Origin of the sequence: Delftia sp. UME58 (assembly GCF_014170385.1) — a bacterium.
Lineage (GTDB): Bacteria > Pseudomonadota > Gammaproteobacteria > Burkholderiales > Burkholderiaceae_C > Comamonas > Comamonas acidovorans.
Map to the genome: position 1 here is coordinate 46,631 of NZ_LZZV01000102.1, position 17,782 is coordinate 64,412.

The 17,782-nt window shown below is 51.3% G+C and carries 17 protein-coding genes and 6 pseudogenes; all 23 read left to right on the top strand.

Annotation, left to right across the window (positions count from 1 at the left end; all coding sequences use genetic code 11):
- Positions 1–31: 31 nt before the first annotated feature.
- Positions 32–394 (top strand): RHS domain-containing protein, encoded by a 363-nt coding sequence (locus tag A9976_RS31525; RefSeq protein WP_232245798.1) that lies wholly within the window; start codon positions 32–34, stop codon positions 392–394.
- Positions 318–2,054 (top strand): RHS repeat-associated core domain-containing protein, encoded by a 1,737-nt coding sequence (locus A9976_RS26125; RefSeq protein WP_259649319.1) that lies wholly within the window; start codon positions 318–320, stop codon positions 2,052–2,054. The genes A9976_RS31525 and A9976_RS26125 overlap by 77 nt, the downstream gene beginning before the upstream one ends.
- Positions 2,051–2,545 (top strand): ankyrin repeat domain-containing protein, encoded by a 495-nt coding sequence (locus A9976_RS26130; RefSeq protein ID WP_160856183.1) that lies wholly within the window; start codon positions 2,051–2,053, stop codon positions 2,543–2,545. The genes A9976_RS26125 and A9976_RS26130 overlap by 4 nt, the downstream gene beginning before the upstream one ends.
- A 324-nt stretch (positions 2,546–2,869) precedes the next feature.
- Entirely contained in the window at positions 2,870–4,075 is a 1,206-nt protein-coding gene (locus A9976_RS26135) for an RHS repeat-associated core domain-containing protein (protein WP_310889414.1), read from the top strand.
- Positions 4,076–4,185: 110 nt separating this feature from the next.
- On the top strand, positions 4,186–4,851 hold the full coding sequence (locus A9976_RS26140; RefSeq protein ID WP_183021405.1) for a hypothetical protein: 666 nt from the start codon (positions 4,186–4,188) through the stop codon (positions 4,849–4,851).
- A gap of 574 nt (positions 4,852–5,425) precedes the next feature.
- A complete protein-coding gene (locus A9976_RS26145; protein ID WP_259649320.1) occupies positions 5,426–7,321 on the top strand; it encodes a hypothetical protein in 1,896 nt (631 codons plus the stop codon).
- The gene (locus tag A9976_RS31530; protein ID WP_259649328.1) at positions 7,260–7,457 is read left to right on the top strand and encodes an RHS domain-containing protein; all 198 of its coding nucleotides are present in this window, start codon (positions 7,260–7,262) and stop codon (positions 7,455–7,457) included. Before A9976_RS26145 ends, A9976_RS31530 begins: the two co-directional genes overlap by 62 nt.
- Positions 7,381–8,007 (top strand): RHS repeat-associated core domain-containing protein, encoded by a 627-nt coding sequence (locus A9976_RS31535; RefSeq protein WP_310889415.1) that lies wholly within the window; start codon positions 7,381–7,383, stop codon positions 8,005–8,007. Before A9976_RS31530 ends, A9976_RS31535 begins: the two co-directional genes overlap by 77 nt.
- 10 nt (positions 8,008–8,017) lie before the next feature.
- Positions 8,018–8,347 (top strand): hypothetical protein, encoded by a 330-nt coding sequence (locus A9976_RS26150; protein ID WP_183021406.1) that lies wholly within the window; start codon positions 8,018–8,020, stop codon positions 8,345–8,347.
- 225 nt (positions 8,348–8,572) lie between these two features.
- Positions 8,573–9,224: pseudogene (locus tag A9976_RS31935) on the top strand (RHS repeat-associated core domain-containing protein); the annotation flags it as partial.
- 60 nt (positions 9,225–9,284) lie between these two features.
- Positions 9,285–9,665, top strand: a pseudogene (locus A9976_RS31940) (AHH domain-containing protein); the annotation flags it as partial.
- Positions 9,666–9,671: 6 nt separating this feature from the next.
- Entirely contained in the window at positions 9,672–10,145 is a 474-nt protein-coding gene (locus A9976_RS26160; protein WP_183021407.1) for a hypothetical protein, read from the top strand.
- Positions 10,146–10,461: 316 nt separating this feature from the next.
- Positions 10,462–10,857: pseudogene (locus A9976_RS31945) on the top strand (RHS repeat-associated core domain-containing protein); the annotation flags it as partial.
- A gap of 367 nt (positions 10,858–11,224) precedes the next feature.
- A complete protein-coding gene (locus A9976_RS26170) occupies positions 11,225–11,791 on the top strand; it encodes a hypothetical protein (protein WP_197956207.1) in 567 nt (188 codons plus the stop codon).
- A gap of 161 nt (positions 11,792–11,952) precedes the next feature.
- Positions 11,953–12,333, top strand: a complete 381-nt coding sequence (locus A9976_RS31950) for a hypothetical protein (protein WP_183021409.1) — start codon at positions 11,953–11,955, stop codon at positions 12,331–12,333.
- Positions 12,334–12,344: 11 nt separating this feature from the next.
- Complete coding sequence (locus A9976_RS26180; RefSeq protein ID WP_183021410.1) at positions 12,345–12,773, top strand: SMI1/KNR4 family protein; 429 nt, start codon at positions 12,345–12,347, stop codon at positions 12,771–12,773.
- 374 nt (positions 12,774–13,147) lie between these two features.
- Positions 13,148–13,544: pseudogene (locus tag A9976_RS26190) on the top strand (RHS repeat-associated core domain-containing protein); the annotation flags it as partial.
- Positions 13,545–14,327: 783 nt separating this feature from the next.
- Positions 14,328–14,713, top strand: a pseudogene (locus A9976_RS31955) (RHS repeat-associated core domain-containing protein); the annotation flags it as partial.
- Positions 14,714–15,059: 346 nt separating this feature from the next.
- Complete coding sequence (locus A9976_RS26205) at positions 15,060–15,647, top strand: hypothetical protein (protein ID WP_183021413.1); 588 nt, start codon at positions 15,060–15,062, stop codon at positions 15,645–15,647.
- 321 nt (positions 15,648–15,968) lie between these two features.
- Positions 15,969–16,160 (top strand): annotated as a pseudogene (locus A9976_RS31960) (RHS repeat-associated core domain-containing protein); the annotation flags it as partial.
- The gene (locus A9976_RS26210; RefSeq protein ID WP_409049558.1) at positions 16,143–16,577 is read left to right on the top strand and encodes an AHH domain-containing protein; all 435 of its coding nucleotides are present in this window, start codon (positions 16,143–16,145) and stop codon (positions 16,575–16,577) included. The pseudogene A9976_RS31960 and the gene A9976_RS26210, both read left to right, overlap by 18 nt.
- Complete coding sequence (locus tag A9976_RS26215; protein WP_183021414.1) at positions 16,577–17,104, top strand: hypothetical protein; 528 nt, start codon at positions 16,577–16,579, stop codon at positions 17,102–17,104. The genes A9976_RS26210 and A9976_RS26215 overlap by 1 nt, the downstream gene beginning before the upstream one ends.
- 186 nt (positions 17,105–17,290) lie before the next feature.
- Positions 17,291–17,782, top strand: coding sequence for an RHS domain-containing protein (locus A9976_RS31550; protein ID WP_310889420.1), 492 nt, complete (start codon positions 17,291–17,293; stop codon positions 17,780–17,782).

Genomic DNA, 17,782 nt, shown 5'->3' on the forward strand with positions numbered 1-17,782 from the left:
GAGCGAATACCTCTACGAGCCCGACAGCTTCGTGCCCCTGGCCAAGCTGGAGTCGGAATGGAAGAGCGAAGAAAACCGCAACGCACAGGCACAAGCGGACCAAGCCAGCTTCGCCACCTACTACTACCACTGCGACCAGATCGGCGCCCCCCAGGAGCTCACCGACGAAACCGGCCGCATCGTCTGGGCCGCCAGCTACAAGGTCTGGGGCCAGACCCAGCAGCTGCAGTACCTGCGCACCGGCACGGACGATGCGGCGGTGTTCACCCACGACCAGCGCCCGCTGGCTCTGGCCGCCCAGGGTGAGGTACAAAGCCTTGGGCTGGTGGACTTTGGGCAATGCCACAGGCCCGGCCCGCCTCAAGCTGCAACGCAGCCTCTCGCACGGCTATGACGAACTGGGCAACCGCACCCACACCCGCATGCCGGATGGCCGCACCCTGCACTGGCTGTTCTATGGCTCGGGCCACCTGCACCAGATCAACATCGCTCCAGCGCAAGGCCCTGACCAGCCTCCGGCCGCGCACCAGGTCATCGCCGACATGGAACGCGACGCCCTGCACCGCGAAGTGCGCCGCAGCCAGGGCGCACTGTCCAGCCGCTACGACTGGGATCCGGCCGGGCGCCTGCTGCGCCACCGCGCCGCACTGCAAGGCAGCGGCCACGTGGCCAGGCCCGGCAGCTCCAACGCCACCGCAATCCCTGCGCTTGAACGCGGCTACGCCTACGACGCAGCAGGCCAGCTCATCGCCCGTGCCGACTCCCTGCGCGGCCGCCAGGACTTCCGCTACGACCCCACGGGCCGCATCCTCGCCAGCCTCCCGGCACAAGGCAGCCCGCTGGCCCGCGAACTGTTTGCCTTCGACCCCGCCGGCAACTTGCTGGACTCCATCCCCGGCAAAGACGGCCAGCCCGTGGACACCACTCTTGGCGTGGTGGGCGACAACCGCCTGCGCTTCTACCAGGACCTGCACTTTGAATACGACGTGCACGGCAACGTCACAAAGCGCACCCGGGGCAACCAGAAGGCCGGCACCCAGGAAGTGCTGGACCTGACCTGGAACGCAGACCACCAGCTCATCGAATCGAACACCACGCGCCATGGCGTCACCCAGGCCACGCGCTATGCCTACGACCCCCTGGGCCGACGTGTCGCCAAAAGCGATGCCTTCGGCAGCACCCACTACCTGTGGGATGGTGACCTCATGGTGCACAGCCAACGCGGTGCAAGGCAGGCGCTCTATATCTACGAGCCGGGGAGCTTTGTGCCGCTGGCCACCGTGCAGGGCGCGAGCGAAGAGCACAGCACCTACTGGTACCAGTGCGACCAGATCGGCGCCCCGCTGGAGCTGACCGACGAGCAAGGCCAGGTAGCCTGGGCTGCGGACTACAAGGTCTGGGGTGAGGCGGTCATGCGCAGTGTGTTGCGGACCGGCACCGATGATCGGCCTGTCAGTGCGCGGGCCTGGGGCTCCAAGCCCGTTGCACCGCCTCCACCACCACCCATTGAGCAACCCTTCAGGTTTCAGGGACAGCAGTTTGATGAGGAGACGGGGCTGCATTACAACCGGTTTCGGTATTACGATCCGGCGGTTGGACGGTTTGTCCATCAAGACCCAATTGGGTTGGAAGGAGGATTGAATTTATTTAGATTTGCACCAAACCCTCTTATTTTCCTTGATCCACTTGGATTGCATTGGACATCACAAGACAGAAAATCAAATGGGCAATTTGGAAATAAGCCTAGATGCGAGTGTGATGATTCTTGTCCTACACTACACAGGCCTTACATTAGAGCAGATGTAAGGGCAACCGTTGAGATGAAAGCTGCCAAAAATGCAGCAGGAGAGTTTTTAGATGCAAACGAGCTGACGCCAATTAAAGGAGCTTATCATCTAGGTCATAAACGTGGCCATGAATTTTGGAGAGAGAAGGCGGCAGCAGAAAAAAAATGCATGAGTCAAGCCCTGTTTAATGATCATATGAACAACGCCAACTTCTATCAAATAGAAGATCCTAAACTAAATATGAGCCACAAATACGAACTACCATGAAAAATAGTACCAAAATTCACTCAGAAATGATGGATGCATTTGTTTCAGATGATTTTGAAGCAATGAAGAAACTAATATCATCAGGTTTGGCAAGTGTAAATTCTGCCGATCCAAGGAGAAATTGTCAGACAACGCCCTTAATGCGCGCAGCCATGAGTGATGAGAATAATAATTTTCTTAAATGGCTCATAGCTAATGGTGCCAACGTCAATCAAAAGGACAGTGCCAACTGGACGGCTCTGCATTTTAGTTGCGAATACAAATGCAAGAGAAATATAGAATTTCTCATCCAATCTGGGGCTTCCGTAAACGAAAAAAATAGCACTGGAGCAACTCCACTCCTAAGATTGCTCGCTCAAAATACGTCAGATAATTTCGAACTGGCAAAAATTCTTATAATTAATGGAGCCGATCCATTTCTACAAAACAATGCTGGAGTTTCTCCAAATGACGTTAATCCGGACCTAATAAAAAGCCTGATTAATAATTGAGCAAAATATTAGCCACTGAATCTTGGTGTAATAATTTTCGAGGTTATTCTCATAATAATTCTTGAGCAAAATCCAATCTATTATTAAAAACTTTTTAACAATTTCAAACCAATATTAAACATAAACCATTTATTTATGATATTAAGTTAGCTCTACCGTAGCATACGGCTGACTCCTACTCGGCCGCAGGACTTCCGCTACGGCCCCACAGACCGCATCCTCGCCAGCCTGCCCGCCCAAGGCAGCCCGCTGGCCCGCGAACTGTTTGCCTTCGACCCCGCCGGCAACCTGGTGGACTCCATCCCCGGCAAAGACGGCCAGCCCGTGGACACCACCCTGGGCGTCGTCGGCGACAACCGCCTGCGCTTCTACCAGGACCTGCACTTTGAATACGACGTGCACGGCAACGTCACAAAGCGCACCCGGGGCAACCAGAAGGCCGGCACCCAGGAAGTGCTGGACCTGACCTGGAACGCAGACCACCAGCTCATCGAATCGAACACCACGCGCCATGGCGTCACCCAGGCCACGCGCTATGCCTACGACCCCCTGGGCCGACGTGTCGCCAAAAGCGATGCCTTCGGCAGCACCCACTACCTGTGGGATGGTGACCTCATGGTGCACAGCCAACGGGGCGCAAGGCAGGCGCTTTACATCTACGAGCCGGGAAGCTTTGTGCCGCTGGCCACCGTGCAGGGCGCGGGCGAAGAGCACAGCACCTACTGGTACCAATGCGACCAGATCGGTGCGCCGCTGGAGCTGACCGACGAGCAAGGCCAGGTAGCCTGGGCGGCGGACTACAAGGTCTGGGGTGAGGCGGTCATGCGCAGCGTGTTGCGGACCGGCACCGATGATCGGCCTGTCAGTGCGCGGGCCTGGGGCTCCAAGCCCGTTGCACCGCCTCCACCACCACCCATTGAGCAACCCTTCAGGTTTCAGGGACAGCAGTTTGATGAGGAGACGGGGCTGCATTACAACCGGTTTCGGTATTACGATCCGGTGGTGGGGAGGTTTGTTAGTCAGGATCCGATTGGGTTGGTCGGCGGGTTGAATATCTACGAATTTGGTCCCAATCCGATCGAGTATCTCGATCCGCTGGGACTGACTGCAGACAAGCTTAGGAAGAACCTTGCGTTAGCGGGCCGTCCAGTTCCGGATGGGAAAACCCCGCACCATATCGTTCAGAAAAATTGCAGAAATAGCAATCCACGTAGTCACGTACAAAAATCCCGTGATATTCTTGCCAGGAACAAAATTGGAATAGACAGTGCTTCAAATGGGGCTCGAGTATGGGGAACCAATAATGTACAAATATCGGAGCCGAATCATCCCGGTAGAGTAGCCGCAGCCAACACTGGCAACTATCACGCCGGGCGTCATATTCACAGCAAGGCAAATGACAAGCTTATCTATCAAGTGCTCAAAGGTGTTGAAAAGCGTGGTGGTAATTTGGAAAACGCATTGGAAGACATAGGACGGCGTATGGAGTCGGGCGCCTGGAAGACGACATTTTCTTGTTGCTGCAACTAGGATCTTAATATATTTAATGGAGATTCATTATTAAACAATTTTGCACCTATTGTTCAAGAAAAATTTCCACCAGCTCCATTCATCGATGAATTACTAAGTGCGTATAAAATATGATTTTAGAAAATCCTGAAATAAAGTCTTATCTTGCAGAGCTTAGGCAAGAGTTTGAAACACTACCCAAGCTGGATTGGTACGATGAATATCTGAAAATATCCTCAAATGTTGATGAGTGGAAGTTCTCGTCTGGAGACTATTTCTTTCCCATCCCCTACTCAGAAGAGAGCAATGGTTCTCCTTCGGCACGTCTTATGAAGAGGTCATACAAAAATGTTGATCAAGCTCGATGGCTAGGGAAATACTGCGCTGGATTTCTGGCAGGTAAACATCTTGTGACTGTCATGCCCAGCGAGCCAAATATGGAGGCACTTGATGCATGCTTATTCAGTGCGAAAAATCCGGGGGTAATTGAATTTAAATATATAAATTGCAAATTCATCGATACCCCAAGCAAGAGAAAATCTAAAGTAGCCGGCATGCATCGCTGGATTGATCTGAAAGATAATAACAAATTACATCTTGGTGTTGGTGAGCGTGGAGCATGTTTTATTTTTCTTTACAAATACTCTTCGGACCAGCCAATTATGGCGCAAGGATATACCAGCTTGGAATTATCTGGAGGCATACCTGACTTTTTCAGATATTTCCACTACGATAATGAAGGAAATCTCAATAAAGTCACATCTAGCGCTAGCTTAATATGGTCTAAAGCTTCTTAGATGTACGGTCCCAGGAAGTCATGGTGCATTCTTCAGCCTGGAACAGGAGAAAGCACTATAGCAATCCGCCCGCATGGCAGCGCCCGCACGACGCCGCGTATCCGCGCAGAACTCCAGCTAGCGACCGGCTGCCATCGGGCCTTGGCCAAGCTCTACGGCATCAACCCCAAGACCGTGGCCAAGTGGCGTGCGCGCACCTCGGTGCTCGATGAGCCTATGGGTCCTCGGGACAGAGCAAGCCAGCATCCTTCCAAAGAGCAAGAACACTTGGCGATTGCGTTGCGCAAGCAAGGGCATCTGTCGATGGACGATCTCATGGGGCAATTCGTGGAGACAGCACCCAAGCTCAGCCATAGCGCCTTGCATCGATGCCTGCAGCGTCACGGAATCAGCCGACAACCCACAACGCACCTGCCACGAAGGCACGGAAAGTTTGAAGAAACGACGCTGGGTTTCGTGCACATCGGCAGCGCCGAAATGAAGATCTCCAGCGGCAAACAGCACATGTTTGTTGCCATAGACCGCGTCACAAAATTCACACATGTCGCGTTCTTTGACGGGGCCACGAAAGCCAATGCAGCACAGTTCCTTCGCCCAGTACGACATCGAAGGACCCCAGGGCCGCGTGCTGCGCTCCTGGTGCGCCGACACGCCGGTCCCGGGCCAGGACGACGACCGCTTCACCTACCTGCCCCATGAGCGTGTCACGCGCCACACCGACGGCCTGGGCCGCACCACGGCCTACCACTGGGATGCGCGCTTCAACATCATTGCCACCGTCATCGCGGAAGGCACGCCCGAACAGATCATCGAGCAGACGCCCACCGATGCCACCGGCGCCTCCACAGGCCGCATAGACCCCCTGGGCCGCCGCACCACCCTGCGCCGCGATGCACGCGGCAACCTGGTCCAGATCATCGACGCCATGGGCCATGCCACCACGCTGGAATACAACCCGCTGGACCTGGTCACCACGCTGCGCGACGCCCTCGGCCACAAATGGCAACAGGAATACGACAGCCGGGGCCACCTTGTGCAGGCCACCGACCCCTTGGGCCGCACCACGCGCTACCGCCATGACGCCCGGGGCCGCACCGTGGAAGTCATTGACGCCAAGGGCGGCTCCAAGCGCCTTGCCTGGGATGAGGCCGACCGCCTTGTGGCCTACACCGACTGCTCAGGCCAGACGACGCGCTTCGCCTACGACGTCCTGGGCCAGCCCGTGCTGCGCACCGATGCGCTGGGCCAGCAGACCCGCTACGAATACAACGATGCGGGCCAGCTGATACGTGTCATCGAGCCATCCAGCCCCGCAGGCCCCAGCAGCCAGCCCGCCAGCCCCACCCACCTCTACGTCTGGAACGGCGAAGGCCACCTGCTGGCCTACACCGACCCCATGGGCCAGAGCACCCGCTACACCTACGACGGCATGGGCCGCCCGCTCACCAGGATTGACGCCGCAGGCCGCAGCCTCGCCTACCACTACGACCGCGCCGGCCGCCTTATTGCCCTGGACAACGAGAACCACGCCCGCACCCACTTCCGCTACGACCTGCGCGACCAGCTCACCGACGAAGTCGGCTTCGACGGCCGCTGGCAGCGCTACATCTACAACGCCGCCGGTGAACTGACCCACGTCATCGAGGCCGGCGGCAGCGACGCCGGGCCCGGCAAGGTCACCTGCTTCGAGCGCGATGCCCTGGGCCGTCTGCTGGCCAAGCGCGCCCTGGGCCACACCGGCCCCGTGGAAGAAACCACCTACCGCTACGACGCCCTGGGCCGCCTGACCCAGGCCAGCAACGCCGCCTCACACCTGGCCTTTGCCTATGACCCCGTGGGCCAGTTGCTCAGCGAGACCCAGACCCTGCAGGCTCTCGGCAATGCCACAGGCCAGGCCCGCCAGAAACTGCAGCGCAGCCTCTCGCACGGCTATGACGAACTGGGCAACCGCACCCACACCCGCATGCCTGACGGCCGCACCCTGCACTGGCTGTTCTATGGCTCGGGCCATCTGCACCAGATCAACATCGAGTCCCTCCAGGTGCCAGGCCAGCCCCCGGCCGCACACCAGGTCATTGCCGACATGGAACGCGACGCCCTGCACCGCGAAGTGCGCCGCAGCCAGGGCGCCCTGTCTTTTAAATCACCAGAACTCCGCCCGAGCCGACACCCTCCGCGGCCGCCAAGACTCCCGCTACGCCCCCCTGGACCGACGCGTCGCAAAGAGCGATGCCTTCGGCTGCACCCACTACCTGTGGGATGGCGACCTCATGGCGCACAGCCAGCGGGGTGCAAGACAGGCGCTCTATATCTAGGAGCTAGGCAGCTTTGTGCCGCTGGCCACCATTCAGGGCGCAGGCGAGGAACAGAGCACCTACTGGTACCAGTGCGACCAGATCGGCGCGCCGCTGGAGCCGACCGACGAGCAAGGCCAGGTAGCCTGGGCTGCGGACTACAAGGTCTGGGGTGAGGCTGTCTGCGCAGCGTGTTGCGAAACGGCACCGATGATCGGCCGGTCAGCGCGCGGGCGTGGGGTTCAAAGCGCGCAGCATCACCTCCGCCACCCTCATCGAACAGCCCTTCCGGTTTCAGGGGCAGCAGTTTGATGAGGAGACGGGGCTGCACTACAACCGGTTTCGGTACTACGATCCGGTGGTTGGGCGGTTTGTTAGTCAGGATCCGATTGGACTATTAGGTGAATCCAATCTCTTCCAATATGCATCCAACCCTGCTGACTGGATTGATCCTTTGGGGCTTTCTAATGGAAAATCTGGATGCCCTTGCGATTGCGAAATTAATCCTGTCACAGGAAAACCAAAAGGAACACTTCAAAAACTAGCGCAAAAAACTCGAGAAGCAGACAAGCATAAGCCAGCTATCAACCAAAGAACGATTGCAGTTGGCCAAGATGAATCTGGCAACCTTCTCGCAGGGAGTAGCAATGGATTTGATGCCGTACAAAGAGAGATGACTGATAAACTTGGTATCTGGCGTGTTCCAACATCAAAAGGATTGCATGCAGAAGAGAATTTGATGAAATGTGTCACTGGTTTGAAGTCTGTCGGAACGTCTAAGCGTGATCCTTGTGGACCATCTGAACATGATTGTGCCGGGCAACTAAATAGCTCTGGAATTGATGTTGACGATCTTCATTAAGGAAAATTAAATGGATGAAAATAATTTTGAAATTTCCATTGATCACGCATTCGATGGAAATGGAGATGCCGCATTTCTAATAAAAATAACAAATCAATTTATTGAAATTAATGTTTATATTCCATCCTCTCAAGCTGAAGAATTAAAGAAATTAAATCTAGATTCTACTGAATATATAAAATTGGGCGAATCCGCCAACAGCCCAGTTCATTGGAAAAAAGGAGATGACAGAGATCTTTATCTTTTGATCGGGGAAGATTGTGAATCTTGGGATATAGTATTGACTATTAGCACCGAACTAATTACCGAAATTATTAATGGCATTGACGATCTTGCATAAAACAGGTCTTTCAAAAAGTAAAGCCACCTAAGACACTTGTAGAAATCTACAGATCTCGACGACCGCTGGCAGCGCTACATCTACAACGCCGCCGGTGAACTGACCCACGTCATCGAGGCCGGTGGCAGCGACGCCGGGCCCGGCAAGGTCACCTGCTTCGAGCGCGACGCCCTGGGCCGTCTGCTGGCCAAGCGCGCCCTGGGCCACACCGGCCCCGTGGAAGAAACCACCTACCGCTACGACGCCCTGGGCCGCATTCTTGCCGCCCAGAAAAATGCTGCCGGCGGATCGCCCACCTCGGGCCGGAACCTGGAAACCTTCGCATTCGACCCCGCAGGCAACCTGCTCAACCCCAACCGTGCTGAGCGAATACCTCTACGAGCCCGACAGCTTCGTGCCCCTGGCCAAGCTGGAGTCGGAATGGAAGAGCGAAGAAAACCGCAACGCACAGGCAGAAGCGGACAAAGCCAGCTTCGCCACCTACTACTACCACTGCGACCAGATCGGCGCCCCCCAGGAACTCACCGACGAAGCCGGCCGCATCGTCTGGGCCGCCAGCTACAAGGTCTGGGGCCAGACACGGCAGTTGCAGCACCTGCGCACCGGCACGGACGATGCAGCGGTGTTCACCCACGACCAGCGCCCGCTGGCCCTGGTCGCGCACGGTGAGGTACAAAGCCTTGCGCTGGTGGAGCAACCGCTACGGTTCCAGGGACAGTACTTTGACGGCGAGACGGGGCTGCACTACAACCGGTTCAGATATTACGATCCCGTGGTTGGGAGGTTTGTGCATCAGGATCCGATTGGGTTGTTTGGTGGGAATAATTTTTATTCCTATGGCCCGAGCGCTCTAAATTTTCTAGATCCGTTAGGGTTAAGAACTGGTAACTCGACAGCTTTAGGGAAAGCCATCACAGGAAAAGATAATTGGCCTGGACGAAGAGCACACCACATACTTCCATCTGAGGCATATGATGATCCGAAGCGTACAGGCAGTTCGATGTTACGAGCACTTCAAGGGTGCGGAAAATTCAATCTTGATGGCAAAGGCAATGGAATTATGCTGCCTGCTAAGAAAAATTCAGCAACAACCCGATCTGCACACAGTGGATATCACAGTGACTACAATGAAGCCATAATGCAAGAGTTAGATCATATAGCTGCGACATATCCATGCCCTAATGATCAAGGTAAAGCAGTTCAGCGCTTACAGCAGAAGCTGCATGAAAGTTTAAGAAAGGGAAATCTGGAACTTCACTTCAAGAATGGTTTGCAGCCTGGCGATTGGCATTCTTTAATAAAGACATTTAGAAAGTAGTACACAATGACTATTGAAAGCCTGTTTGTTACCTCCATGGAAATTATAGATTCCAACATCTTTTTGGCAGGAAATACTATTACAGAAAACACAATAGTAGAAAGAAATCCTCGAATAGCATTAGATCTTGCCCAAGATCAGGGAATCCAAGGATTTGAACTATGGACAGATCTGCGTGAACAAATAACAAAAAATATTAATGAACGCATTTTTGATTCCAACCTTTCAAAAAGTGAGTTACTGAAATACTGGTATGATGCCGCATTTAATAAAATTGAAAATAAAATTCCAGAACAAATATACGACGCCATAGACGATATTCATTATGACCTATTTTGCATAGCCCTAAACTCAAGCTTAGGTGGAAATAAGGAAGTATTCTTCTCTCAAATTGAAGAGATTTATAAACAAGGAGGATGGCCTTGTGGATGGAAGGGGACCTATCCCCAGGGAGAAATTATTGTTTTCTTACCAAAATAGAGACAACTCAGCATTCAGATGCAAGACATAAAAATAAATCGCTGGCAAGAAAATATCCGGTAATGGTAGCATTTTCTTCGACTATAAATACCGTTACGACGCGTTGGGCCGGCGCATCGACAAGAAGGATGCCTTCGGGCGCACCACCTTCCTCTACGGCGGCGACCTGCTCGCCGGAGAAATCCGTGGCTCACGCCTGAGCGAATATCTCTACGAGCCCGACAGCTTCGCGCCCCTGGCCAAGCTGGAGTCGGAATGGAAGAGCGAAGAAAACCGCAACGCACAGGCAGAAGCGGACAAAGCCAGCTTCGCCACCTACTACTACCACTGCGACCAGATCGGCGCCCCCCAGGAACTCACCGACGAAGCCGGCCGCATCGTCTGGGCCGCCAGCTACAAGGTCTGGGGCCAGACACGGCAGTTGCAGCACCTGCGCACCGGCACGGACGATGCGGCGGTGTTCACTCACGACCAGCACCCGCTGGCCCTGGCCGCGCAGGGTGAGGTACAAAGCCTTGCGCTGGTGGAGCAACCGCTACGATTCCAGGGACAGTACTTTGACGGCGAGACGGGGCTGCACTACAACCGGTTCAGATATTACGATCCTGTGGTCGGGAGGTTTGTGCATCAGGATCCGATTGGGTTGGAGGGAGGAGAGCTTCTATATCTATATTCTCCCAATCCAATATTTTACTTTGATCCTTTAGGACTGATACGAGTTACAGGAAAGACCAAAGGTGGGCAAAACAGAGTATCTACTACTTGGAGAAGCACTAACGGACCATCTGTTAATAGAAGGCATCACCTAATACCGCAGGAAATGCTAAAGAACAAATGTTTTGTAAACAGATTACAAGCCATTGGTGCTAAAAATCCTAAAGATTTCGTAGATCGACAGATAGCCGATATAACAAATCTTCTTCATTTTGATATTCACTCTGATGGATGGAACAACGATTTTAAGTCATGGCTTTGCCAAAATCCAAACTTCTCTCAATCCGATCTTCAATCACAAATAAAGAAAATGATGAAAGACTACAATATACCAAAAAGCGCAAGAAGCTCTGGAGGAGGATATGGTGGATAAGAAACATCTCGAATATTTCAAAGATCTTCTTGAAGGTAAAGCCGAAATTTCATTTCAAGGCTATCTTGCACTCCACGAGGATTCATTGAAAAGCCAGTTTTCAGCAGCCAGGTTCGCTAGAATAAAGTTCAAAAATATTGAAGAAATTGAGAAAATTCTTATCGAAGAGAATATACCACACTCTATAGATAAGGAATCGGTGAAATACGAAAAATACCTTTCGACTTTTCACCCTGACTCTCTAAATGGAAAAGGCAGGTTAAAAGATGGCTTCAAAGAAACTCTCTTCAACGGGTTATTCAAAAAATTCAAAGAAAATGGCATTGCAGCTGCTGCAGATTTATACAAATACATAGGGTTCAAAGAAGAAAAAAAATCAAAAATAAATATAGAAAAAATGGCGGATATTGAGTATTTTGCAGAAATAGAAACAAAATTCGGAAGCAAAGATTTTGGTTTATTTATACTAAAATCACTAGCCTCCATTGGCAGGCAATTTTCAACTGCAGACGATATTTGCATGAGAGCAAAAGAAGCCATTAAAAATTTAGACAATTGATCTATTCAATATTAAAAGATAAAATTAAATAATATGATACGCGTTGTCATATGCGAACTAATTCAATAATCAGCCAGACCAATACATCGATACGCAGGACGCACCATCTTCCCATAAAGCGGTGAACTACTCCCCGGAGAAATCTGCCGCTCACACCTAAGATGTACGGTCCCAAGAAAAGGTGCGGATGCCACAGAGATCCATGCGATATTACACGACACTGTGATCAACCATCACAACGTAGGCCCAAAGACTCGCATCGTGTAGTTCAAGACGAATGGGCCAAAAGTCAAGGATATGCCAAATATAATTCAGGTGATGCGCCTTCTATTCTCTTAAATAGAAGTCCAAATCATGCCGCAATCACCACGCAACAAAATGCCAGTCGCGATGCTCGTGTTGCAGCAGGCAACGGGAAATGGTCAAGCACAATTCGAGAGGAATTTGAATATTCTTCAAAGGATCTTAAAGCTGCTGGAGTCTCGGAAAAATGCCGAAAGAGAGCACTAAAGAAGAGTTATCAGTGTTTTGATGAAATTTGAGCATTTTGATTATGAATAATATTATTGAATCTATAAAAAATAGAGTATTAAATCAATATGACCGTGACCCGCCCCTAGAAGAAAAAAATATTAATGATATATCCAAAATATTAAACCTACCTGCAAATTACGTTGAGTGGATGCGCTGGACCAACGGAGGAGAAGGGAAATTTGGTAGTCTATATTTATCATTCTGGCCAATAGATGAGCTGGAGATTCTAAATAATGATTTTTTGGTTAAAAAATATCTTGGGGATAAGGCCCTGTGTTTTGCCACTAATGGCGGTGGAGTAGGCTATATATTCAAACATCTTCCCAGTGATTCTTCCGTCTGGGCTATGCCTCTTGGTGATTTAGACTGGGCAAGCGCAAAAAAAATAGGTGATGATTTTCTCGATGCATTGCTCAATGCATTAAATCGAAGCGTCACCGAAGATTAGTCATTATGTAAAACTGCTTCATATTCACAGCGGTGCATCTATTCGTAAGCAGCTGTGCTTTTCCGGAGGGTTAGACTTGTTTAATAGATCCGCCATACACATGGCACTTCAATACTTCCATAGAGTGGCGCGACAACTGGACAACAATCCACTGTATTTTTCAGTGGGCGCCGCGCATTGATCGCGATATGCATTCGAGCGCACCGCCCCGCGACATAACGGCGACATTCTCACCGGGGAAATCCGTGGCTCACGCCTAATACCTCTACGAGCCCGACAGCTTCGTGCCCCTGGCCAAGCTGGAATCGGAATGGAGGAACGAGGAAAACCGCAACGCACAGGCAGAAGCGGACAAAGCCAGCTTCGCCACCAACTACTACCACTGCGACCAGATCGGCGCCCCCCAGGAACTCACCGACGAAGCCGGCCGCATCGTCTGGGCCGCCAGCTACTACAAAGGTCTGGGGTCAGACCCAGCAGTTGCAGTATCTGCGCACCGGCACGGACGATGCAGCGGTGTTCACCCACGACCAGCGCCCGCTGGCCCTGGCCGCGCAGGGTGAGGTACAAAGCCATGCGCTGGTGGAGCAACCGCTACGGTTCCAGGGACAGTACTTTGACGGCGAGACGGGGCTGCATTACAACCGGTTCAGGTATTACGATCCTGTGGTTAGGAGGTTTGTGCATCAGGATCCGATTGGGTTTGCAGGGGGTTCGAATTTTTTTGAGTTCGCACCCAATCCTATTGGATGGAGCGACCCTCTCGGTCTCCGCGCGGTGTGGAATACTAGATTAATGAGGGGAATACTTAAGAATAAGAACAAGAAAGTTTTTTGGGATCGATATGTCTTCCAAGACGACAAAGCGTTCCCGGCGTCAGATAACAATGCGAGGAGAATTATCAGCAGACTTCAATACAAGTGATTTTGGAATAAAATTCCATTTATTCGAAGTTATGTAGTTAAAGCCGGGCAGGGTTGCAACCATATACAGCCACGCTTAGAAATTTGGCCGCAGGACTTCCGCTACGACACCACCGGCCGCATCCTCGCCAGCCTCCCGGCACAAGACAGCCCGCTGGCCCGCGAACTGTTTGCCTTCGACCCCGTCGGCAACCTGCTGGACTCCCTACCCGGCAAAGACGGCCAGCCCGTGGACACCACTATTGGCGAGGTGGACGACAACCGACTGCGCTTCTACCAGGACCTGCACTTTGAATACGACGTCCACGGCAACGTCACCCGCCGCACCAGGGGCAACCAGAAAGCCGGTACCCAGGAAGTACTGGACCTGACCTGGAACGCAGACCACCAGCTCATCGAATCGAACACCACGCGCCACGGAGTCACCCAGGCCACCCGCTACGCCTACGACCCCCTTGGCCGACGTGTCGCCAAAGGCGATGCCTTCGGCAGCACCCACTACCTGTGGGATGGCGACCTCATGGTGCACAGCCAGCGTGGAGGAAGACAGGCGCTTTACATCTACGAGCCGGGGAGCTTTGTACCGCTGGCCACCGTGCAGGGCGCAGGCGAGGAACAGAACACCTACTGGTACCAATGTGACCAGATCGGCGCGCCGCTGGAACTGACCGACGAGGAAGGCGAAGTAGCCTGGGCTGCGGACTACAAGGTCTGGGGGTGAGGCGGTCATGCGCAGCGTGTTGCGAACCGGCACTGATGATCGGCCCGTCAGCGCACGGGCTTGGGGCTCAAAGCCTGTTGCACCACCTCCACCGCCGCCCGTTGAGCAGCCCTTCCGCTTCCAGGGGCAGCAGTTTGATGAGGAGACGGGGGCTGCATTACAACCGGTTTCGGTACTACGATCCGGTGGTTGGGCGGTTTGTTAGTCAGGATCCGATTGGGTTGTTTGGTGGTGAAAATTTCTATTTGTATGGGGTCAATCCAATTGAATGGATTGATACTGCTGGTCTATCAGCCCATCGAAATAGAATGGATCGGGTAGCAGGTAAATCTCCAGATCATCAAACACATCACAAAGTACCACAAGATATTTTTAACAAAAGTCCTATTCTCAACTGCATAGACAGACACGCTTTGGAGAATCTTATTAATTTACCCAAGAAACAGGGCAGTTTGGAGGAAAGAAGGGAAAATGGTTTGGAAAATCCACCCACAATACTAATCACAATGACTATTCCGACGCCATATTGTCTGCAATAGATAGAGAAATAGCATCATCGGGCGGATGTCCCAAGCAACTCTCAAAAATAGTAAATGAAATGCAGGATTTCTTACACAAAGAGTTAAAAAAGGAACGCCAATAATGAAAAATGAAGGATCTACATTCAAACTTTGGGACGATCTCTTGAAAAAAGGAGGATTAATGACGACCGTAACTGACTTTCCGGCAGATGTGCAGGAGATTTTAATTTTCATGAGGGATAATACATTTCTCAGCACTATATATAAAGGCAGTGATAAAAATACAGAGATTGTCACAAATATACATAGCGCCTTAGAAATATATACAAATCAGGATATCAAAAAACCCTATTATTTTTTACAAGATATATTTTCCTCCGCACAAAAGAAAATTGAAATCCCGCCTCCACCCAATTATTTGGAAAAATTTGCAATACATCGAGACTCGGAAAATTATTACGAAAAAATAATAAACAACAACAAACATCTTATTATGGAATTAGGTATAGATGACGATGACTATGAATTTCTAATGAATATATTTTATGAAGATTTGGTGTTCTGCGCAAAATCCAGATTATTCTCCGAGGAAAAAATAGATTTCTTTGAAAGAGTATTTAAAATATATAAATCATCGGGATTTCCTTGTGGTTGGAAGGGCAGTAGCAATCCGAACAAAGGTAGTTTTGTGGTTTATTCCAAGAATTAGACTCTTGGCCAATTAAAAATTGATTCGCAAAAAAACTGTTTTCAGACGATCATCACCCATGAAATTTAATTTCATTGAGTTGAAATCGCGGAAAACTAGATTTTGCAAAAATCCTCTCAAGAAGCCTGTGCGTACATAGGCTACCGACAGCCACGACGCACTGGGCCAGCGAATCGACAAACACGATGCCTTCGGGCGCACCACCCTCCTCTACGACGGCTGCTCGCCGGGGAAATCCGTGGCTCACGGCTGAGCGAATACCTCTACGAGCCCGACAGCTTCGTGCCCCTGGCCGCCCAGGGTGAGGTACAGAGCCTGGCGCTGGTGGAGCAACCGCTACGGTTCCAGGGACAGTACTTTGACGGCGAGACGGGGCTGCACTACAACCGGTTCAGGTATTACGATCCTGCGGTAGGGAGGTTTTTGCATCAGGATCCGATTGGGTTGTTTAGTGGTGCAAATTTCTATGCATACGGTGTCAATCCAAATGAGTGGATTGACCCAAATGGTTTAAGCACTCATAGAAATAGAATGAATAAGGCCGCAGGGTTAGCACCCAAACATCAAACTCATCACAAAATTCCACAAGCATTGTTTAAAAAACGCCCAATATTAAAGTGTATAGATCAAGATGCTCTTGAAAATCCTATTAATCTAACTAAATATGCCGGAAAATTTGACGGTAAAAAAGGAAAATATTATAGCAAATCAACTCACAGAGGAAGTCACAACGAATATAGTGATGCGCTGCTAGATGCCATTGATAAAGAAATATCTTCTGCCGGCGGCTGTTCAAAAAAACTATCTAAAAGACTTGGTGATATACAAAAACTTCCGCACAAAGAATTGAAGAATGGCACTCCAATACGAAAATCTGAAAGATCAAATTTCAAGTTGTGGGATAATATCTTAAAGAAAGGCGGTTTCTAATGATTTTAGAAAATAATTTCCCCACTAATGTTCAAGAGATTTTCCACCTCATGAAATATGGGCCACTACTGCAAGCAACAGACAGAATTTCAGAAGAGCGAATATTAGATATTGACAAGGCGATGTACATGCAACAAGATGAAGACATAAAAAAACCTTATCGATTCATCATTGACATTACCGAAGATGCATCCGGAGAAATAGATTCTATACCTTTTGATGAGAAAAGAAAAAAATTAACAGAATTAATTGGAAACACCAATTATTTTGATCATCTCAGGGAATATTTCTCAAAACATGCCATTAGCAAAATTTTGGATCCCCAAGAAATCACTGACATATCAGAAGCCATTTATGAAGATCTGATATTATGTGCGAAAGCGAGATTGATGATGCCTAGCTCTCATCCATATTTCGAAAAAATGCTAGATGTTTATCTAAGGCAAGGATTCCCGTGCGCATGGATTGGCGGTAAAAATTGGAAGAAAGGAGATTTTGTAGTTTACTCACGAGAAATATTGGTTTAATAAAATATATCAAAATGATTCGGCTGATACGCGGGGCTGCTATCTGATTAAATCAGGCAACGCAGCCTTTCACACGGCTACGATGAACTGAGCAACCGCACGGACTGCTGGCTGCCCGGGGGCCGCCACGTCCAATGGCTCTACTACGGCTCGGGCCACCTGCACCAGATCCTCGCCGACGGCCAGGTGCTCAGCGACATCGAACGCGACGCCCTGCACCAGGAAATCGAACGCACCCAAGGCACGCTGACCAGCCGCTATGGCTGGAACCCCATAGGCAGCTTTACCACCCATAAGGCCAGCCAGCAAGGCGCACTCCAGGGTCAGCCCGGCAGGCCTTCACCCCAGGCCCTCTTGGAGTCGGAATGGCGGAGTGAAGAACACTGTAACGTGCAGGTAGAGACGGAAGCAGCTCAGGCCAGCTTTGCCACCTACTATTACCAATGCGACCAGATCGGCGCCCCCCAGGAACTCACCGACGAAGCCGGCCGCATCGTCTGGGCCGCCAGCTACAAGGTCTGGGGACAGACACGGCAGTTGCAGCACCTGCGCACCGGCACGGACGATGCAGCGGCGTTCACCCACGACCAGCGCCCGCTGGCCCTGGTCGCGCACGGTGAGGTACAAAGCCTTGCGCTGGTGGAGCAACCGCGACGGTTCCAGGGAACAGTACTTTGA